Origin of the sequence: Alkalicoccus halolimnae, assembly GCF_008014775.2 — a bacterium.
Classification (GTDB): Bacteria; Bacillota; Bacilli; order Bacillales; family Salisediminibacteriaceae; genus Alkalicoccus; species Alkalicoccus halolimnae.
Genome location: NZ_CP144914.1, coordinates 3237005 through 3255312, shown reverse-complemented (window position 1 = coordinate 3255312; position 18308 = coordinate 3237005). Strand labels below are relative to the sequence as shown.

The following is an 18308-nucleotide window of genomic DNA, read 5'->3' as shown; positions in this document are numbered from 1 at the left end:
ATGCCCGCGAGCGGTGGAATTAACGCGAGAAGTGGCAGAAATGCGGGAAGAAGCGGCGGAATTCCCCCTCTCATGCTTCTCCAGTCCCGGCAGCAGAGCCCTGATTTGCGGAAACAGTCTCCGAAACGCCGGTTGGAGCCTCTGCGCCCCCGGAAATAACCTCATCAACCTTCTTCTATGTTAAGATCCCATTACAAAACAATTAAAAAACACAACAATGATGAGAAATCGTTGAATGGAAACATTTATTGAAGTTATAATGTTCACTATAAAGTATATAATTGTTCTCAAAAAAGGACTATTTTCCCTCATTTTAAACAAAATCAAGCAGAATACCTTTTTAAAAGACAGCCGGCGGAAACTACCGCCGGCTTTTTTCGTGTGACTATCGGTATGTATACAAGAAAAGTCCTGCGTGTTAGCATACTGAAGTTGTGAAAATAAAAGACGAAAGAAACTGTTTAAAACTAATAAGTGTTAATGATGTAAATAATTTCTATTTTATGTTGCTGCAGGTTAGGGAGGATCGGGTGATCGCTCTCATCAAAAAGGAGCATCTTTTTTGTGCGGAAAAGGTGCAGTAAAAATAAAGAAACAAACACGGAGGGTACTATGTGGGAAACAGAGCTGATTGTAACAGCTGTCATTTTTGCGGTTATTTTATTTTTGGGTGTCCGGGAACGAAAGAAGCATGCGAAAGCGCTGGAGAAAGTGCCGGTGAGAATTAACGTGAACGGGGTGCGCGGGAAATCGACCGTGACAAGACTCGTCACCGGCATTCTCCAGGAAGCAGGCTACCGCACCGTCGGCAAAACGACAGGAACCGATGCGCGGATGCTTTACTGGTTTGAAGACGAAGAAACGCCGATCAAGCGCCGCCTGGAAGGGCCGAATATCGGTGAGCAGAAAAAGGTGATCCAGACGTCTGCCGATAAAAAAGCCGATGCGCTCGTCAGCGAATGCATGGCGGTAAATCCGGATTATCAGGAAGTGTTCCAGGAGGAGATGCTGCAGGCGAATATCGTACTGATCGTCAACGTCCTGCATGACCATATGGAAGTGCTCGGCCCGACGCTCGATCACGTGGCGGAAGCTTTTGCCGGCACGATTCCCTACAACGGCCATTTGATCATTAATGAGAGTCCCTACGTGGAGTATTATACGAAAATTGCCGAAGAGCGGAAATCGACAGTGAAAGTGATTGAAGCCGATAATGTCACGGAAGCGTATTTGAAGAAGTTTCCCTATATGGTCTTTCCGGAAAATGCGGCCCTCGGGTTCGCCGTAGCGGAAGCGCTCGGCATCGATCGGGCCGTGGCCGAAAAAGGCATGCTCCAGGCGTGGCCGGATCCGGGATCGATGAAAATTCTCACAGTCGGCGACACGAAAGAACCGTCGCACTTCGTCAACGGCTTCGCGGCGAACGACGCGACGTCGACGATTAATATATGGAAGCGGGTGGAACAGCTCGGCTTTCCGGTACAGGATCCAGTGATCATCGTTAACTGCCGGGAAGACCGGGTGGAGCGTACGGAGCAGTTTGCGTCAGACGTACTGCCCTATCTGCCGACGGCGAATCTTGTCTTGATCGGCTCGGTCACCGACCCGATTGTAAAAGCGTGCCACGCCGGAACGATTAAAGCAGGCCAGGTGCTGGATCTGGCCGATAAGAATATCGAAGAGGTTGTGGAAGAACTGCAGCCGTTTTTGAAAAACAGGACTATTTACGGCATCGGCAACATTCACGGAATGGGCGAGCCGTTGATTCATGAGTTTGAAGAAATGATGAAAAAACGGGACGAGCAGGAGCTCGAAACAGAAAAATTAGCGGAGGTACAGTAATGTTTGGTGGAGAATTATACGTTGCTCTCATAGTCGGAGTGCTTGTCAGTTTGTTGTTTACAGAAAAGTTCGGGGTGCTCCCGGCAGGATTGATCATCCCGGGGTATCTGGCGCTCGTGTTTGATCAGCCGCTCTTTTTAGCTGTCATTATCGTCGTCAGTATCGTTACGTACCTGCTCGTCACCCAGGTGATCGGGAGGTTTGTCACGCTCTACGGCCGCCGCAAGTTTGCAGCGATGATGGTCGTCGGGATCGCGTTGAAGATGGTGTTTGACTACAGCTATCCCGGCATGCCGTTCGTGATTCAGGAGTTCCGCGGCATCGGTGTTATCGTGCCGGGACTGATTGCCAATACGATCCAGCGTCAGGGGCTCGTGCCGACGCTGACAACGACCTTTGTGCTGAGCGGCATTACTTTTGTGATCGTTACGCTCTATCAGTGGCTGTAGGAAAGCGGGGGAGAAAGCATGAAGAAAAATAAACAATCGTGGAACCGGAAAGAAAGACATCTGGACCGCATGAAGCGGCACAAAAAACATTCGCTCAGAGACTCCGTTATAACGCTCGTGCTGGTGATCGCAGCCGTAGCCGTTTATCAGCTTCTGCCGTCGGGACAGCCGGGAGCGGCTCCCGTCGATACAGGAGCGGATGAAGAGCTGTCTATTAGTCTTACAGGAGATATGATGCTCGGGCGTTTCGTCGAAAATCTGGACGAGGAAGAAGCGGCGGACACGTTTGCCGAAGCGAAGCCGCTGTTTGAAGAAACGGATCTTGTGACCGGTAATTTTGAAAACCCGGTCGTAAATGGAGACCTTGAAAATTACGAAGAAGACAGCCTTGATAAATCGGTCAAGCTTCATACCGGTCCGGAATCGGTGAAGAAGCTGAAAGACGCCGGATTTACGAACGTGAATCTTGCCAATAACCACCTGTCCGATTACGGCACCAACGGCGTATTCGATACGCTGGAAACATTTAATGAACAGGAACTGGAGACGGTCGGGGCAGGAATCAATATCGACGAAGCCCGGGAGGTTCAGTATGAAGAGGTCAACGGCCTTACCGTAGCGACGCTCGGATTTAACGACGCCTATATGACCGAAGAACGGGAAGCAACGACTTATCAGGAAGGCGTCGTTCCGATGAAGGCCGAATATTTCGTGCCGGATATCCGCGAAGCCGAAGCGAACGCAGACGTTGTCATCGTACATGCGCACTGGGGGGAGGAGTACGATAATTCCGTCCATCCGCGGCAGCGGGAACTGGCGCATGCGATGGTCGAAGCAGGAGCGGACGTCATCGCCGGGCACCATCCGCACGTTCTGCAGCCGATAGAAGTTCATGATGATGCGGTGATTGCCTACAGTCTTGGAAACTTTGTCTTTGACCAGGGGTGGTCGATGACGAAAGAAACAGCCGTACTGCAGTACCGCTTATCAGAAGAGGAAATTAAACTTGAAATTCATCCGATGTATATCGAAGAAGCGCAGCCGCGGCAGGTGACGAACCGCTATCGGCAGGACAAAATCTACAGCCAGCTGACGGAAGAATTTATCTACGGTTCGTCATTTACGGAAGAATGGGACAGGGAAGACGATAAGCTGACGAAAACAATCGAGAGGTGATGACGATGAAGAAGTACGGTGGATGGACAGTACTTGCGCTTGCTCTGGCGGGAGCAGTGTATGGGTTCACCGGCCTTTCTTCGGACTCGGAAGACACCCGGATTCCCAATCCTGCGAAAGAAGAAGAGAAGGCGGAATCCGAAGCGGACGGAGCGTATGAATACGGAGTCTCATCCGACCATCCACAGGCGACGGAAATCGGTATGGACGTGCTCGATGAGGGCGGGACAGCTGTGGATGCGGCCGTCGCGGTCAGCTATGCGCTCGGTACGCTCGAACCTCACTCTTCCGGTATCGGAGGGGGAGGCGTCATGCTCGTCCAGGAACCGGAGGAAGAACCGGAAGTCTACGACTACCGCACAATCGCTCCGGAAAGCGGACCGGTGCCGGACAGCGGCGCAGGGGTTCCCGGTTTTGCGGCTGGAATGGAGAAGGTGCACGCCGACTTCGGCAGTCTGTCGATAAAAGAACTGATTAAACCGTCGATCGATCTGGCAGAAGAAGGGTTTACCGTTGATGAGGTGCTTGAAAAACGGTTGACCGCCTCCTCCTACCGGCTGCCGGTCAAAGAACTTCCGCAGTTTTATCCGGAAGGGACACCGCTTCGTGAAGGGGAGCAGTTCAAGCAGGAGGAGCTGGCGGAAACGATGCAGACGATTGCCGACGAAGGAGCAGAAGCGTTTTATGAAGGAGACCTGGCGGGAAGCGTCGCGGAAGACGTCGGCGGTCTTGAAGAAGAAGACTTTGCTTCCTACGATGTGCTGGAAAAAACGCCGGTGAAAGGAAATTTCTACGGCTACGACGTGTACGCCCCGCCTGCTCCTTCAGGCGGAGCGATGTTCATTCAGTCTCTTGAAGTGACGGAGCTGCTTGACCTTACTTCAGCAGAAGGGGACCCGGAGCAGCTCGCGTATGCGCTCGGCGAAACGAACCGGCGTGCGCACAAAGAGCATCAGGAGTATGTAGGTGACCCTGCCTTTACGGACGTCCCGGAAGAGAAGCTGGTTGAGGAGGATCATATGAAGGAGCTCGCGGCTACGATTGAGCCGGGAACGCTTCAGGAGGACTTCCAGTCGCCGCTCGTCACAAAAGCAGATGAAGACAATCATCAGAATACGACCCACGCCGTCATTGTCGATGACGACGGAACGATGGTTTCTTTTACAAATACGATCAGCAACTTTTTCGGTGACGGTATCTATACGAACGGTTTTTTCATGACGAATCAGCTGCGTAATTTCAGCTCTTCCGAAGATTCTCCAAACAGTCCCGAAAAAGGAAAGCGCTCGAACAGCTACATGGTGCCGAGCATCCTTTCCTATGAAGGGAGACCGGTCATCGGTATCGGAAGCGCCGGCGGCAGGCGGATTCCCTCTGTCGTCACCCAGGTGCTGACGAGGGCGGTCGTGTTTGAAGAAACGTTTCAGAAAGCAGTCGATGCCCCGCGTTTTTATCTGGACGTGTTTGAAGATACGTTTTACACCGAAGAAGGCTTTGAAATGAAGCCCGAAGCGGGAGAAAAGCTCATCGCAGAAAGCAGCCCGATCCAGTTCGGAAGCATAAACGGACTGTTTATCGAACAGGAATCAAAAACAGTGCACGGCGCTGCCGATTCAAGGCGCGGCGGCGCATGGAGCAGTGCAGAAAAGGAGAAATGATGAATGATTAAACTGGCAAAAATGGTCTATCCACTGGCAGTAATTGCTGCCTTTTTAAGTATATTAATAAGTTTTAAGCACGATGCGACACTTACGGGAGAAGAAAAACAGGAAATTGACAGGCATCTTGCAGGCGCAGCACCTCAGGCAGCTGAGGAAATCAGCACAGTTGATGCAACGGCACCGTCTGTTGAAGTGAAAGAGGCTGCTGAAAGCCGGTCGACCTTTTCTTTCACGAACAGAGGAGAAGCGGAAGTATCGCTGAAAGCAGAGGAAGCTATGTGGTTTGAGCTTTACGATGTGGCAGAAGATGAGAAAATCAGCGAAGGCCGCTGGCAGGCAGGAGAGGAGCAGACATGGGACATCTCCGAGTATGAAGAAGTCTATTTCCATTTTGACAATGCCCGTGCCGCGGAGCTTGCTGTAAATGGAGAACCTTTGCCGCTGTCTAAAGCAGCCCCGGCTCATTACGCTTATATTGATATCGAAACAAACGAGTAATTGAGCTCTGCCTTCCGGCGGAGTTTTTTTATGTGTAGAAATATTCTTCCTTTCCGCAGCAGTATCTGGCGTGTGAAGAAGCCTGCTGCTGGAGTCCGCTTCATCAGAAAACGCTCCGCAGCAGGGAAAGCGAACTGCAAAAAACCTGCTTTTAAGGAGTGTTGTTTCTCTTTGGGAAATGGTATAGTAGGAAACAAATGGTGTATTTTTCAGCAAGTCCTGAGAAATTCTTTCAGGACGAGAAGAGTAGAAATAAGAAATTTCATTATATAGAAGAAAGCAGGGAAGTTCATGAATATTACGATTGCCGGAGCCGGCTATGTCGGGCTCTCCAACGCGGTGCTGCTTTCGCAGCATCATACAGTAACAGCACTTGATCTTGATGAAACTAAGGTGGCAAGCATCAATAACCGCCAGTCGCCGATCGTCGATGATCTGATTTCAGAGTATCTGGCGACGAAGGACCTCCATTTAACGGCAACGACCGATAAAACGGAGGCAATTCGCGGCGCGGATTACGTTATTATTTCTACACCGACAAACTACGATCCGGAAACGAATTACTTCGATACGCGTTCGGTGGAATCCGTTATCGAAAGTGTGCTTTCGATTGAACCGGAAGCGGTGATGGTGATCAAGTCGACAATTCCTGTCGGCTATACGAAAGAACTAAATGAAAAATACGGCACAAACAACATTCTGTTTTCTCCGGAGTTTCTCCGCGAAGGCAAAGCGCTGTACGATAATCTTTATCCGTCCCGCATCGTTGTCGGGGAAAAGTCGGAGCGTGCCCAGACGTTTGCGGCCATGCTTCAGGAAGGGGCGTTAAAAGAAGAGATCGACGTACTCTTTACCGACTCTTCCGAAGCAGAAGCGATCAAGCTGTTTGCAAACACATACCTCGCCATGCGCGTCGCGTTCTTTAACGAACTGGATTCGTATGCGGAAGTAAGAGGACTGAATGCACAGGAGATTATTGAAGGTGTCGGGCTCGATCCGCGTATCGGCAGCCATTACAACAATCCTTCCTTCGGTTACGGCGGCTACTGCCTTCCTAAAGATACGAAGCAGCTGCTCGCCAATTATGAAGACGTGCCGAACAACATTATCGGGGCGATTGTGGACGCAAACAGCACCCGTAAAGACCACGTGGCTGAAATGATTCTCAACCGCCGGCCGAATGTTGTCGGCATCTACCGTCTGACGATGAAACAGGACTCGGACAACTTCCGCCAGTCGGCGATTCAGGGCATCATGAAGCGCGTGAAGGCGAAAGGTATCGAAGTGGTGGTTTATGAACCGGCACTTCAGGAAAAAGAGTTTTACGGCTCGGAAGTGCTGCACGATCTTGATGAATTTAAGCGCGTCTCGTCGGTGATCGTTGCGAACCGTTTGTCAGAGGACTTGAAGGATACCGCTGAAAAAGTGTACACGCGGGATTTATTTCAGGCGGACTGAGGAAAAACGAATACATTGTAAGCAGGTCGAGAAGAGACGTTAACAATAATGCCTTCATGAGAATAGGTATCATGGGGGCTTTTTGTTTTCGAAGGCCTGCCAGATAAAACGGAACGTCAGGCGTGGGAAAAGTGAAGTACTCTTCGAATGAAGAGAACCGCCGGTGATTAACAGAACTTTTGCCGGAAAGAGAAGAAGGACGGCCTGAATTAAAACTATCCCGCCCATTCATAGAACGAGCGGAAATTTTAAGAGAACCGCCGTCGCTTCCCGCTGATTTTCCCGTTAACAAGTCTGATCTTTATAGTATAATAGAAGATATTAACATAAATGTATGCCATGAGCGCCAGGAAATACATTTTTATAACCAGAAGGGAAGTGGAAATATGAAAGTAAAAAAAGCGATAATTCCAGCTGCGGGTTTAGGGACGAGGTTTCTGCCGGCGACGAAAGCCCAGCCGAAGGAAATGCTCCCGATTGTCGATAAGCCGACGATCCAGTATATCGTCGAAGAAGCGATTGAATCAGGAATTGAGGACATCATTATCATCAGCGGCCGCGGCAAGCGGGCAATCGAGGATCACTTTGACAAATCATATGAGCTGGAAGAGACGCTCCGGCAAAAAGAAAAAATGGAGCTTCTTAAGGAGATCCAGGACATTTCCAATATGGCAAACATCCACTATATCCGTCAAAAGGAGCCTAAAGGACTCGGGCATGCGATTGGCATAGCGAAAAACTTCATCGGTAACGAACCGTTTGCTGTGCTGCTTGGTGACGATATCGTCAAAACAAATGGAGGCAAGCCGTGCCTGCAGCAGCTGATGGATGTTTACGACCGCTACAACTCTTCGGTCGTCGGCGTGCAGCCGGTGCCGGAAGAGGACGTTTCCAAATACGGGATCGTTTCTCCAAAATCCAATGAAATTGAAGACGGCGTCATTCACGTGAAAGATCTCGTGGAAAAGCCGAAAAAAGAAGAAGCACCTTCCAATCAGGCGATTATGGGCCGGTATATTCTGCGTCCGGAAATTTTCGAGATTTTAGAAACACTGGCGCCGGGAGCCGGCAATGAAATCCAGCTGACGGATGCGATTAAAGAATTAAACAAAACGCAGATCGTTCTTGCCTATGAATTTACCGGGAAACGTTACGACGTCGGGGATAAACTTGGTTTCGTTAAAGCAACAGTTGATTTTTCCCTCGAGCGTGACGATTTAAGAGAAGCGATGCTCGAGTATCTGCAGGGGCTGGCCGATAAGCATCTGGCTAATCATAAATCCTAGCGGTTCCGCCGCTCTCTTCAGCAGAAGTTTTCCTGTGGAGCCGTCCGTTCTGCAGGGAATCGCTTCGAAAACATTACAGATAGTGTCATTCAAAAGACAGATCCGGTGCTGAAAAGCCGGTTCTGTCTTTTTTATATGGCTCTTTTTACGCTGTCTCTGACAGGGGAAGGGTCTGTTTAGTGAGATGCCGGTAAAAAATTCCGCTGACAGTACTTTTGAAATAAGCTGTCCGCATGTATTTGTCTTTCCTGCGATATGCTATAATCTATAGGGAAATGGAGTGAGATTGTGCTAAAAAACAAATACGCAGCGTGGTCTGCGGTTCTCATATGGATGGGAATTATTTTTTATTTTTCTCATCAGCCGGCTGATCAGTCGGAGAATTATAGTTCCAGTATTCTGGTTTATGTTAGTGTACTGGCTGATTTTTTTTATCCATTCAGAATAGAGGAAGAGGCGCTGCACCTGTTTATAAGAAAAGCTGCCCACGTACTGGTGTATTTTGTGCTTGGCGTCTTGACGTATCATGCGCTGCTTAGAAGCGGAAACCCATTAAAAACGGCCGGTATCTATGCTCTTGCTGTCTGCTTTTTCTATGCTGTATCGGATGAAGTGCATCAGCTGTTTATACCCGGAAGATCAGGAGAGGTGAGTGATGTCCTGCTCGATACGACGGGTGCAGCAGGTGGTATTGCCTGTATTTATCTATTTAATCATTTGAGAGATAAACGAAACAAATCAAAAAAAGAACGTTTACGTGAAAGGAAGAACGCAGGTGAAACAACTTAGTATTATATCAGGATTGATTATCCTTGTATCTTTCAGTCTGCATTTGTTAACAGATCAACTGCTGCCGCCCGATCCATATGACGATGAGGTGACCAGGGAAAATGTTTTAATGAATCGCTTTATAGGGAATTATAATGTTGGGTTTCCAGTTTTGACTTATCAGGAATTCAGTGAAAGCAGTTCTGAAGAAGGGGCGGTAAGTGAAGCTGTTTTTCGGGAGCACCTGGAAGCGCTGCAGCGGGCCGGCTATACCTCTATTACGGAAGAACGCCTCGTTTTATATAAAAATGGAAACCGCGAAGCTCTTCCGGAAAAACCTCTTCTAATTACAATGGACGACGGTTATAAATCCAACTATGAGGTAGCTTATCCTGTCCTGGAAGAAATGGATATGAATGCCACGATTTTTACCGTAGCAGGTCGTCGGGACCAGGGAGTTAACAATCATTTCACGTGGGAGGAAGCCCGGGAAATGGTGGAAAGCGGCAATATCTCCATTCAGTCCAAAACATACGATCTTCATGATCGCGTGGAGAATGAAGAAGGAGAGGAAGTATCCAGCCTGACATACCGCATGCCGGAGGAATCTGATGAAGCATACAGAGAGCGGGTCAGAGAAGATTTGGAACTCAGTGTGGACAGAATTGAAGAGGAAGTGGGTAATGAAGTAACTACTCTTTCTCTTCCATACGGAGACTACAATGAAGAGGTGCTGGAAATATCGGAAGATCTCGGAATTGAACTTTTCTTCAGTACGTATCAGAACCTGAATACGGAAGAAAATCTGGAACGAGGCATGATGTACCGGTTTGGCGTGGAGCCTGATATGAGCGGAAGAGACCTTGTGCAGATGCTGGAACAAACAATGTACGTTGATTGATTTGAAAGAAAAAGCAGCCAGCTGAAGCTTAGAAACGGGAAGGAGAAACAGAGATGAAAAAAACCGGGGTGTTAATAGCTGGGCTTATTTCAGCTGCTTATTTTCTGCATCTGGGGGCAAGCCACTTTTTAATCCCGTCTGAAGAAGAATCAGAGGAAGAGACGGTAATAAATAATCGTTTTAAAGGAAATTTTGCAGGAACTTTTCCTGTACTCATGTATCGGGATTTTGACCAAACAGGGCAGGGGGATTTAGTTGTTTCTGCAGCACGATTTGAAGAGCAGCTGCAGGCTTTGAACGAAGCAGGCTATGAAACAATTAACGAACAGGAACTGATAGAATATGAAAATGGAGAGCGCAGCAACCTGCCGGATAAACCGGTTTTGATTACAATGGACGATGGTTACAACTCCAATTATGATATTGCTTATCCTATTTTGAAATCTCTCGATATGGAGGCGTCTATTTATACCGTCGTGAAAAGGCAGGACAATGAACATCCGGATCATTTTACGTGGGATGAAGCGAAGGAAATGGTAGACAGCGGCCACGTATCGATTCAGCTTAAAACCTATGATCTACATGGAAAAATTCTGGCTGAAGGTGAAGAAGAACCTCGTCTGACACACGTACGAGACGGTGAAACGAAGGCGGAATACCGCGAGCGTGTGGAAGAAGATCTTCGTTTAGGGATTTCACGTATAGAAGAAGAGGTCAATAATGACGTTACTGCTTTTGCCTTCCCATTCAGCAGTTACAATGACGATGTTCTTGAAATTTCAAAAAGTCTCGGAATTGAACTTTTTCTGACATTGGACCCGGGCGTGAATAAAATGGCCCAAATTGAGGAAGATATGCTGCGCCGTATAAATGTTCAGGAAGATATGAGCGGGGAGGAGCTGGTAGGGGAACTTGACCAGACCCTGTATGAAAATGAATTGGTTGATTAGAATTGGAGCGAAATTGAAATTTGGAAAAACGATGCACGCAAAAATGAAAAGAGTGGAAGTACCGACTGTGAAAGTCTTTTGCAGGTTTCTCCCTCAGCTTCTGTCAATCCGGGTTTAACCTGATGCGCTGATTCTGTTTAAGGTGAACGAAAGCAAAAGATTGCGAAATTTTACTGGGAAAAATAGGTATTATCTTATATAATTGATTTAAGGATCTGCCTGTTACATAACGATTTTATGAATGTATTGCAGATAAAGACCTTTTTAAAATTTTATAAGTGAGGGAGCAGATGTATGAATATACTTGTCACTGGTGCTGCAGGCTTCATCGGTATGCACTTATCAAAAACATTATTGGAGGAAGGTCATCGTGTTGTCGGTATGGACAGCGTAAATGATTATTATGACGTGCAGTTAAAGCGGGATCGGTTGAAAGTGCTTTATCCATTTGATTCCTTTTCGTTCTATGAGGAGGATCTGGCAGATCAGCAGGCTGTGAATCACTGTTTTGAGCAGGAGAAGATAGAGGTTGTCGTAAATTTGGCTGCTCAGGCAGGAGTACGTTACAGCTTGGAGAATCCTTTAGCGTACATCAATGCAAATATTCAAGGTTTTACAAACATATTGGAAGCGTGCCGGCATCATGATATTAAGCATTTAATCTACGCTTCTTCCAGCTCCGTTTACGGGGCAAACGTCAAAATGCCCTTTTCCACTTCAGATGAGGTGAACCACCCGGTCAGCCTCTATGCGGCTACAAAAAAATCAAATGAACTGATGGCTCACACTTACAGCCATCTGTATAACGTTCCTACGACAGGGCTTCGTTTCTTTACTGTTTATGGGCCGATGGGACGACCGGACATGGCTTATTTTTCGTTTACAAAAAGAATTCTTGCCGGTGAGCCGATTAAAATTTTTAACAACGGAGAAATGATGAGAGACTTTACGTATATCGATGATATAGTCGATGGGATCGTACGGCTTCTCGATAAGCCGCCAAAAGCAGATCCGGACTGGGACCGGGAAAAACCGGATCCAAGCTCCAGTTACGCCCCGTATAAAGTCTATAACATCGGAAATAACCAGCCGGTAAAACTGATGGACTTTATTGAAACACTGGAAAAACACATCGGTATCGAAGCAAAAAAGGAATATTTGCCGATGCAGCCTGGGGATGTCAAAGCAACGTATGCCGACATTGACGATCTGCAGCGGGATACCGGTTTTGAACCGAAGACGACCATTGATGAAGGGCTGGGCCATTTTGTGAAATGGTATAAAGCATACTATGAAGTTGAAGTGAAATAGCAGGGACGTTTTAAATGAAAGGGATGGGCCACGTTATGTGGCTCATCCCTTTTTCAGGCTGTTTATAAAGTGTTTTTTATGGATAGGCAGACAGTTCGCTGCTTCTTCGGGGAAGTGAAGGAGAGACATATACAATAAATAATCTGAAATGATGACTTAATCAAGACTTTGGAAAAGGAGCTGTCCCATAAGGAGAGACTTCGCACGGACAAAAGCTAAATAAAAATGACCTTGGTAATATAAAGGAGGAAAGCCGCACCTGAAAACGAGGTATCTATTGTGATTTAAAGGTGAATGATGAATTCGGATGCTGAAACGATGAATAATCGAGGATATGGCTTCGTTATTATCAGTTAAGTCTTCTCATTTGAGAGTAAATGTCCCTATTGAGAGTAAATCCCCGTTAAACATCAGTTAATAGCCGTTGATGTTAAGTAAAAAGCCACTATTGAGAGTAACCAGAACCGCTCGTAAATCCGGGGAAGTCAAAAAACAAATTCCACTCTAAAAATCACTATTAATTGGCAGAAAGCGTGATGGAAGAAAAGGTGAAAAAGATATATTTTACCTGAATCTGCTCCAACAGCAGGAGGAGCCGGGAAAAGGAAGTCTTTCCCGGACGCCGGGGGACGCATGATTCTGAATGACACCAGGTCTCCAGGGTAGACGGAATTAGCTGAGGCCGGCCCGCCCGGAAAGCGTCCCCATGGAAACGAAAGCGCACGTTTATCTACTTTATTTTCAAGGCAGCTTTTATTTAAATCTACACTATTTTTCTCTACAGTGAATATACTCAGTTTTAATTGTATAAAAGATTACGAATTTTCCAAAAATATCTTTATTTACTTTGAGGAACAGGATAAACTGTTTATTAAGAGGGTTTAAATATGAAAGGAGGTCGTTTGTATTGAAGGCATTCTGCATTCTCCTGCTTGCCATGATGCTTTTTACCCCGACGGTGATGGCTCAAGAAAAGTTTAGTGACGTGAAAGAAGGAGACCTTTTTTACGAGGAAATCATGTATTTAGCAGAGCGGGGGATAATTAACGGATACTCGGACGGCACATTTCAAAGCAAAAAGGCTTTAACGAGAGCAGAAGCAGCGGTGATGGTGGGGAGGGCTTTAGAACTGAGGGAAGATAGTGGGGAAGCCCGCAGATTTTCTGATGTGCCGCGCGAATATTATGCGGCTGGTTATATTGGAGCGGCAGCAAAGGCCGGCCTGATTAACGGCTTTCCCGGTGGTGAATACCGTCCGCAGGATGAGATGACCAGGGAGCAGATGGCAGCAGTTATCTCACGTGCTTATTACTTTGATCCGAAAGTGGGTGTAGATGCATTTCAGGAAATAACCGATATTTCGGTCAGTAGTTATGCTTATCGGCCGATTGAACAGCTTTATCGAGGAGGCATATCGAATGGTTACCCGGATGGATCGTTCCGCCCGAAGCGGGAGATTAACCGGGGAGAATTCTCTGCTTTTCTGACGAGAGCGATGAAAAATGAAATTGACCGCAGCTTCACGGGGTCATTAGATGCAGAAGATCTGGTAGTAAATGCGGAAAAAACCTTTTATGCCCTCGTGACGAGAGAATATTTGATGCAATTTAGAGGATATATTACTGTTCCTGCACGCTTTGAAGACGTGGAGGACGAGCTGAGACAGTGGTACGGAGACGACATGATGGAACGAATAGAGGAGAATTACTCTTTGTATTTCGATACGCACCTCATCTACTATTTCCCGGCCGTCATGTATGATGACATTTCTTCGATCCCGCTCGGCAATAACCGCTACAGTGTTTCTGTATTTGAAAAAGCAGGATTGGAGGGGCCGATCGAAACGACCGATCGTGAACATAAGTACTCTGTATATCCTGATGATGAAGGGATTTTTAAAGTGCAGAATCAGGAATAAAAGCCGGGGTTACGGAAACGAATCGAACGGAAATCACATTTTACGACTGTTTCTTTGAAGAAAGATACTCTTTTTTCCTGTTTATACTAAAGGAAGTCCCATGACAGAAAGTCGTCAAGGGGCTTTTTCTTTGTGCTGACCTGCTTCCCTGACAATGGCTGAATAAAAGGCAGTGTGTGAGATCCGTTGATATCGTGTAAAATGAGGGGATCGGAAAGAGAATATGAATCTCTTCCGCATAAACCCCGTTTGAACTGTAATCGATAGGGACACTTTACGGGATAGATAAACAGGAATGCAAAATTAAAAGCTTTGCAGAAAGAAGGAGTCGTTAAACTAATGAGAAAAATAGAAGACTTTGAGGAAATGGGAATGGATACGGATGATCCGGCATTTAAAAGATACTATAAGGCTGGATTATTGGAAGAGGCAGACGGAAAGTTTTTAAATCATAAAGTAAAATCATATTGGAGTCCATATCTGGATGACAGTGTGGATACTTCTATACATGCAGCATTTCACTCCATAGCAGGGTACGAAGAGCCTAAGGTCGTACCGCAGAAAGTCATGTGGGATATCGTTATGCCTTTTTTGAATGATATGTCCATGCAGCCAGCCTACAGCGATAAAAATCTCTACGATATACTGTTTCAGGCGGAAAGAAGCCCGGAAACGTATGTGAAGAGAATTGATTACAAATACTATGATGGGAAAAATAAGCCGTTAACCGGTGATGAGGCAGAAAAAATAATATCAGGCCTTGAAGAAGCGATAGTAAAGCCGAGTAACCGTGATAATGGCAGTGGCATTCAAAAAATAAAAATTGTTGATGAAATAATACAAGTCAATGGAGAGGCGATTGAATTTAATGACCTCGAACATCAGCTGGGATCAAACTTTATCGTTCAGGAAGTCATTCAACAGCATTCTGTTATGTCAGAACCTCATCCTGAGTCCGTTAATACATTACGCATGGTTACGCTGCGCTGGAATAATGAGATTCACTACTGTTTAGCGTTTGCGAGGTTTGGGACAAACGGAGCCGTTCAGGATAATGCAGGAACGGGCGGTGTCTGCGTTGGCATCACAGATGAAGGGGATTTCGTGACTCAAGCTGTTGATGAGCATGCGAATGTGATGGAGAAACATCCAACAACGGATTTTGACTTTAAACAAACTCTCAGCCGGATTCCAAATTTTGATACGTATATTGAATTTGTGAAAAGGCTCCATGAACGAGTCCTTCATCATCATTTTGTGTCATGGGATATTGCAGTAGGAGAGAATGGAGAACCAATTTTTCTGGAAGCGAATTTCAGAGGGGCCACCTGGCTTTATCAGCTTGCTTCCCAGAAGCCGGTATTGGGAGAGCTGACGACAGAAATCTTCGAGGAAATCAACAGGCTGAAACAAGCGGAGGAAATTGATTTATTGAAGGTGAGTCCCTCTGCAGCAGCCAGTAAGAAAAAGATTAAAGGTCTTCGCAAAAGAGTTCAAAGACTAAAGAAAGAAGCAGTGCAGGAGAGCTTAGAAAAGGAAGCGCTGGTAGGTGAAAATCAACGTTTAGGTAAAAGAGTTAAACGGCAGCGAAGAAAAATGAAAAGAGTTCGGCGGGAAGCGGATGAGCAGTTAAAGTGGAAAGAAAACCTCGTAAGCAGTTCCTATTGGAAAGTAACTGCTCCAATCAGAAAGGTGCTTCTCAACAATAGGGGAAAAGAAGAATAAAGGAGCAGTATAACAGATAAACTTTATTTTACAGTTTTCGCTTCTTAACCTGCATCTATCAAGTTGGATGATTGAAACGGCAGACGGCGACTCGGACGGAGTTCAGCGAAGTCTGAAAACACATTTTTCCAGTGTACAGCTCTGGAAGAATGAGTTGAAGACGAGCACCGTGGAAAGCGTCCGTCTGAAGTGGAAATCATTCACGATGTTTGGAAATCCCTTTCTTACAGCGGCTTATAAAATTGATTCATCTATAATAAATATGACTTTTCCTGTTATTCTCCCGGAACGTCCTATTTAACAATTTTGTAATATCTGGTGGGTTCAATTGCTTCCTATCCTGTCTTGATTAAACAAAAATAGTCCTCACTATGATATAATTTGAAGTTGAAATGTCCGTAACGGCAGCCAAAAATTTGGAAGATCAGGGGTTTTTACATGAGACAGTCAGTAAATGTGATGCACATGACGACGCTGCACCATCCGCTTGATCCGAGAATTTACTACAAGCAGTGCCGGTCCCTGAAAAAGGCCGGTTACGATGTAACGCTTCTCGCCCCCGTGCCGTCCAATACAGTAGAGGAAGAGGTGCCGTTTGAGCCGCTTCCAAAATACAGGAACCGCTGGAAAGGGCTTCTTTTCGGAACGGTGCGCGCCTATTTCCGCGCCAGAAAAGCGAAAGCGGATGTGTATCATATCCATGACCCGGAGCTTCTTCCCGTCGGCTGGCTGTTGAAGAATAAAGGAAATCACGTTATTTACGATATACATGAAGATTATGAGACCGGGATCGTACAGCGGCAGTATTTTAACCGCCCTGTACGGAAGCTGATCGCCGCTGTCTACAAAAAGGTGGTAGCAGTCTGTACACGCAGCATGGAGCTGATCCTCGCGGAGAAGTACTACCAGGAAAAATATCCGCAGGGAACGTGTATTTTAAACTATCCGCTGCTTCAGCAAAAACTGACGGAAATGGACCGTTCCTTTGAAGACGCAGACGGGCTTCTTTATACCGGAAACGTTACAAAGGACCGCGGCGCCCTGCAGCATGCGGTCCTTCCGGAACTGGACGGGCGTCTGACCGTCCACCTGTACGGCTACTGTCCGGAAGGCCTTGCAGCGGAAATGAAGCAGAAGGCAGGAGAGGGTGCCGGCCGGCTTTACGTCCATGGCGAAGGGTACTACGTGCCGAAAACAGACATTGATGCCGCCTACGAAAAGAGCGGCTGGCTTGCAGGAATTGCCCTGTTTCCACCGACAGAGCACTATATGAAAAAAGAACTGACGAAGTTTTTTGAGTACATGGCCGCAGGGCTTCCGGTTATCTGTTCGAACTATCCGGCCTGGCAGGCGTTTATGGATACATATCAATGCGGGATCTGCGTGGATCCTGATAATAAGGAAGAAATGAAACGGGCCGTGGAAACGCTCCGGGGCAACCCCGCTGAAGCAAAAGCGATGGGAGAGCGGGGCAGAAAGGCCGTGCAGGAGCACCTTCACTGGGGCCGCGAAGAAGAAAAGCTGATCGATCTCTACGACCGCCTTAACGGCATTAAAGCAGGTGAAAATGATGGCAGATAAAGAACGTCTCGTCTCGGTGATCACTCCAGCGTACAACGCCGCCGGGGTTATAAAAGAAACGATGGATTCGGTCCTCGGCCAGACGTACACGAACTGGGAGATGCTCCTCGTGGACGACTGCTCGACGGATGAGACGAGAGAGATCATCCGGGAGTACGAAGCGTATGACAGCCGCATCCACCTCATAGAACTGGAAAAAAACAGCGGGGCAGCCGCAGCCCGCAACAAAGCGCTGGAACAGGCGTCGGGCTCGTTTGCGGCGTTTCTTGACAGCGATGATCAGTGGCTCCCTCATAAACTGGAGCATCAGCTCGACTGGATGGAAAAACACGGCGCCGCGTTTACGTTTTCCCAGTATTACGTGATTGACAGCGACGGGCGGAACCTCGGTCTCGGCGATACGATTCCGCCGCGTGTCGGCTACCGGGATCTGCTTAAGCAGAATATGATCGGCTGTTTGACTGTAGTGGTCGATCTGACGCAGACGGGGCCGCTCAAAATGGTCGATATCCGCACCCGTCAGGACTACGTGCTCTGGCTCGAGCTCTGCCGCCGCGGTTTTACCGCCTATGGCATCAGCGAGCCGCTCGCCGTCTACCGCCGCCAGGAAGCCTCGATCTCCAGTAATAAAAAGAAAATGGCGCTGCAGAACTGGAAGGTGTACCGGCAAGTGGAACGTCTGAACCTGCTCGTAAGCAGCTACTATTTTATGCACTATGCTATGAACAAATGGAAAAAATACCGACGTGCTTCAACGTCAGGAAACGGCGGTGTCAAGTAACGA

Annotated in this window: 15 protein-coding genes; all 15 read left to right on the top strand. The window is 47.2% G+C overall.

The features are described from left to right. Window positions 1-627 precede the first annotated feature (627 nt). The 15 genes from pgsB to FTX54_RS14820 all read left to right on the top strand — a co-directional run bounded on the left by pgsB (window position 628) and on the right by FTX54_RS14820 (window position 18305). Window positions 628-1842, top strand: a complete 1215-nt coding sequence (gene pgsB / locus FTX54_RS14890; RefSeq protein ID WP_422387437.1) for a poly-gamma-glutamate synthase PgsB — start codon at window positions 628-630, stop codon at window positions 1840-1842. Further along, a complete protein-coding gene (gene pgsC / locus FTX54_RS14885) occupies window positions 1842-2291 on the top strand; it encodes a poly-gamma-glutamate biosynthesis protein PgsC (RefSeq protein ID WP_147803675.1) in 450 nt (149 codons plus the stop codon). The genes pgsB and pgsC overlap by 1 nt, the downstream gene beginning before the upstream one ends. 18 nt (window positions 2292-2309) lie before the next feature. Beyond that, on the top strand, window positions 2310-3467 hold the full coding sequence (locus FTX54_RS14880) for a CapA family protein (RefSeq protein WP_147803676.1): 1158 nt from the start codon (window positions 2310-2312) through the stop codon (window positions 3465-3467). Between the two features lie 5 nt (window positions 3468-3472). After that, on the top strand, window positions 3473-5125 hold the full coding sequence (locus tag FTX54_RS14875) for a gamma-glutamyltransferase family protein (protein WP_187254532.1): 1653 nt from the start codon (window positions 3473-3475) through the stop codon (window positions 5123-5125). Window positions 5126-5128: 3 nt separating this feature from the next. After that, a complete protein-coding gene (locus FTX54_RS14870; protein ID WP_147803678.1) occupies window positions 5129-5626 on the top strand; it encodes a RodZ domain-containing protein in 498 nt (165 codons plus the stop codon). A gap of 291 nt (window positions 5627-5917) precedes the next feature. After that, window positions 5918-7084, top strand: a complete 1167-nt coding sequence (locus tag FTX54_RS14865; RefSeq protein ID WP_147803679.1) for a nucleotide sugar dehydrogenase — start codon at window positions 5918-5920, stop codon at window positions 7082-7084. 386 nt (window positions 7085-7470) lie between these two features. Further along, window positions 7471-8370, top strand: coding sequence for a UTP--glucose-1-phosphate uridylyltransferase GalU (gene galU, locus FTX54_RS14860; protein ID WP_147803680.1), 900 nt, complete (start codon window positions 7471-7473; stop codon window positions 8368-8370). 288 nt (window positions 8371-8658) lie between these two features. After that, window positions 8659-9159 (top strand): VanZ family protein, encoded by a 501-nt coding sequence (locus tag FTX54_RS14855; protein WP_246125615.1) that lies wholly within the window; start codon window positions 8659-8661, stop codon window positions 9157-9159. After that, window positions 9146-10039: a polysaccharide deacetylase family protein gene (locus FTX54_RS14850; RefSeq protein ID WP_147803681.1), complete on the top strand. Its 894-nt coding sequence runs from the start codon at window positions 9146-9148 to the stop codon at window positions 10037-10039. The genes FTX54_RS14855 and FTX54_RS14850 overlap by 14 nt, the downstream gene beginning before the upstream one ends. A gap of 53 nt (window positions 10040-10092) precedes the next feature. Next, the gene (locus tag FTX54_RS14845; RefSeq protein WP_147803682.1) at window positions 10093-10989 is read left to right on the top strand and encodes a polysaccharide deacetylase family protein; all 897 of its coding nucleotides are present in this window, start codon (window positions 10093-10095) and stop codon (window positions 10987-10989) included. A 294-nt stretch (window positions 10990-11283) separates the two neighbouring features. Continuing rightward, complete coding sequence (locus FTX54_RS14840; protein WP_147803683.1) at window positions 11284-12300, top strand: NAD-dependent epimerase; 1017 nt, start codon at window positions 11284-11286, stop codon at window positions 12298-12300. Between the two features lie 907 nt (window positions 12301-13207). Continuing rightward, complete coding sequence (locus FTX54_RS14835) at window positions 13208-14218, top strand: S-layer homology domain-containing protein (RefSeq protein WP_147803684.1); 1011 nt, start codon at window positions 13208-13210, stop codon at window positions 14216-14218. Window positions 14219-14557: 339 nt separating this feature from the next. Next, window positions 14558-15943, top strand: coding sequence for a sugar-transfer associated ATP-grasp domain-containing protein (locus tag FTX54_RS14830; protein ID WP_147803685.1), 1386 nt, complete (start codon window positions 14558-14560; stop codon window positions 15941-15943). Window positions 15944-16381: 438 nt separating this feature from the next. Continuing rightward, window positions 16382-17524: a glycosyltransferase gene (locus FTX54_RS14825; RefSeq protein ID WP_147803687.1), complete on the top strand. Its 1143-nt coding sequence runs from the start codon at window positions 16382-16384 to the stop codon at window positions 17522-17524. Then, the gene (locus tag FTX54_RS14820) at window positions 17511-18305 is read left to right on the top strand and encodes a glycosyltransferase family 2 protein (protein WP_246125616.1); all 795 of its coding nucleotides are present in this window, start codon (window positions 17511-17513) and stop codon (window positions 18303-18305) included. Before FTX54_RS14825 ends, FTX54_RS14820 begins: the two co-directional genes overlap by 14 nt. Window positions 18306-18308 lie beyond the last annotated feature (3 nt).

What these genes read in the sequence shown, in the direction of transcription:
- FTX54_RS14865 (WP_147803679.1), top strand. Translation starts at nt 5,918, where the DNA reads ATGAATATTACGATTGCCGGAGCCGGCTATGTCGGGCTCTCCAACGCG.
- FTX54_RS14825 (WP_147803687.1), top strand. Translation starts at nt 16,382, where the DNA reads ATGAGACAGTCAGTAAATGTGATGCACATGACGACGCTGCACCATCCG.
- FTX54_RS14840 (WP_147803683.1), top strand. Translation starts at nt 11,284, where the DNA reads ATGAATATACTTGTCACTGGTGCTGCAGGCTTCATCGGTATGCACTTA.
- FTX54_RS14880 (WP_147803676.1), top strand. Translation starts at nt 2,310, where the DNA reads ATGAAGAAAAATAAACAATCGTGGAACCGGAAAGAAAGACATCTGGAC.
- FTX54_RS14830 (WP_147803685.1), top strand. Translation starts at nt 14,558, where the DNA reads ATGAGAAAAATAGAAGACTTTGAGGAAATGGGAATGGATACGGATGAT.
- FTX54_RS14875 (WP_187254532.1), top strand. Translation starts at nt 3,473, where the DNA reads ATGAAGAAGTACGGTGGATGGACAGTACTTGCGCTTGCTCTGGCGGGA.
- FTX54_RS14820 (WP_246125616.1), top strand. Translation starts at nt 17,511, where the DNA reads ATGATGGCAGATAAAGAACGTCTCGTCTCGGTGATCACTCCAGCGTAC.
- pgsC (WP_147803675.1), top strand. Translation starts at nt 1,842, where the DNA reads ATGTTTGGTGGAGAATTATACGTTGCTCTCATAGTCGGAGTGCTTGTC.
- FTX54_RS14845 (WP_147803682.1), top strand. Translation starts at nt 10,093, where the DNA reads ATGAAAAAAACCGGGGTGTTAATAGCTGGGCTTATTTCAGCTGCTTAT.
- FTX54_RS14870 (WP_147803678.1), top strand. Translation starts at nt 5,129, where the DNA reads ATGATTAAACTGGCAAAAATGGTCTATCCACTGGCAGTAATTGCTGCC.
- galU (WP_147803680.1), top strand. Translation starts at nt 7,471, where the DNA reads ATGAAAGTAAAAAAAGCGATAATTCCAGCTGCGGGTTTAGGGACGAGG.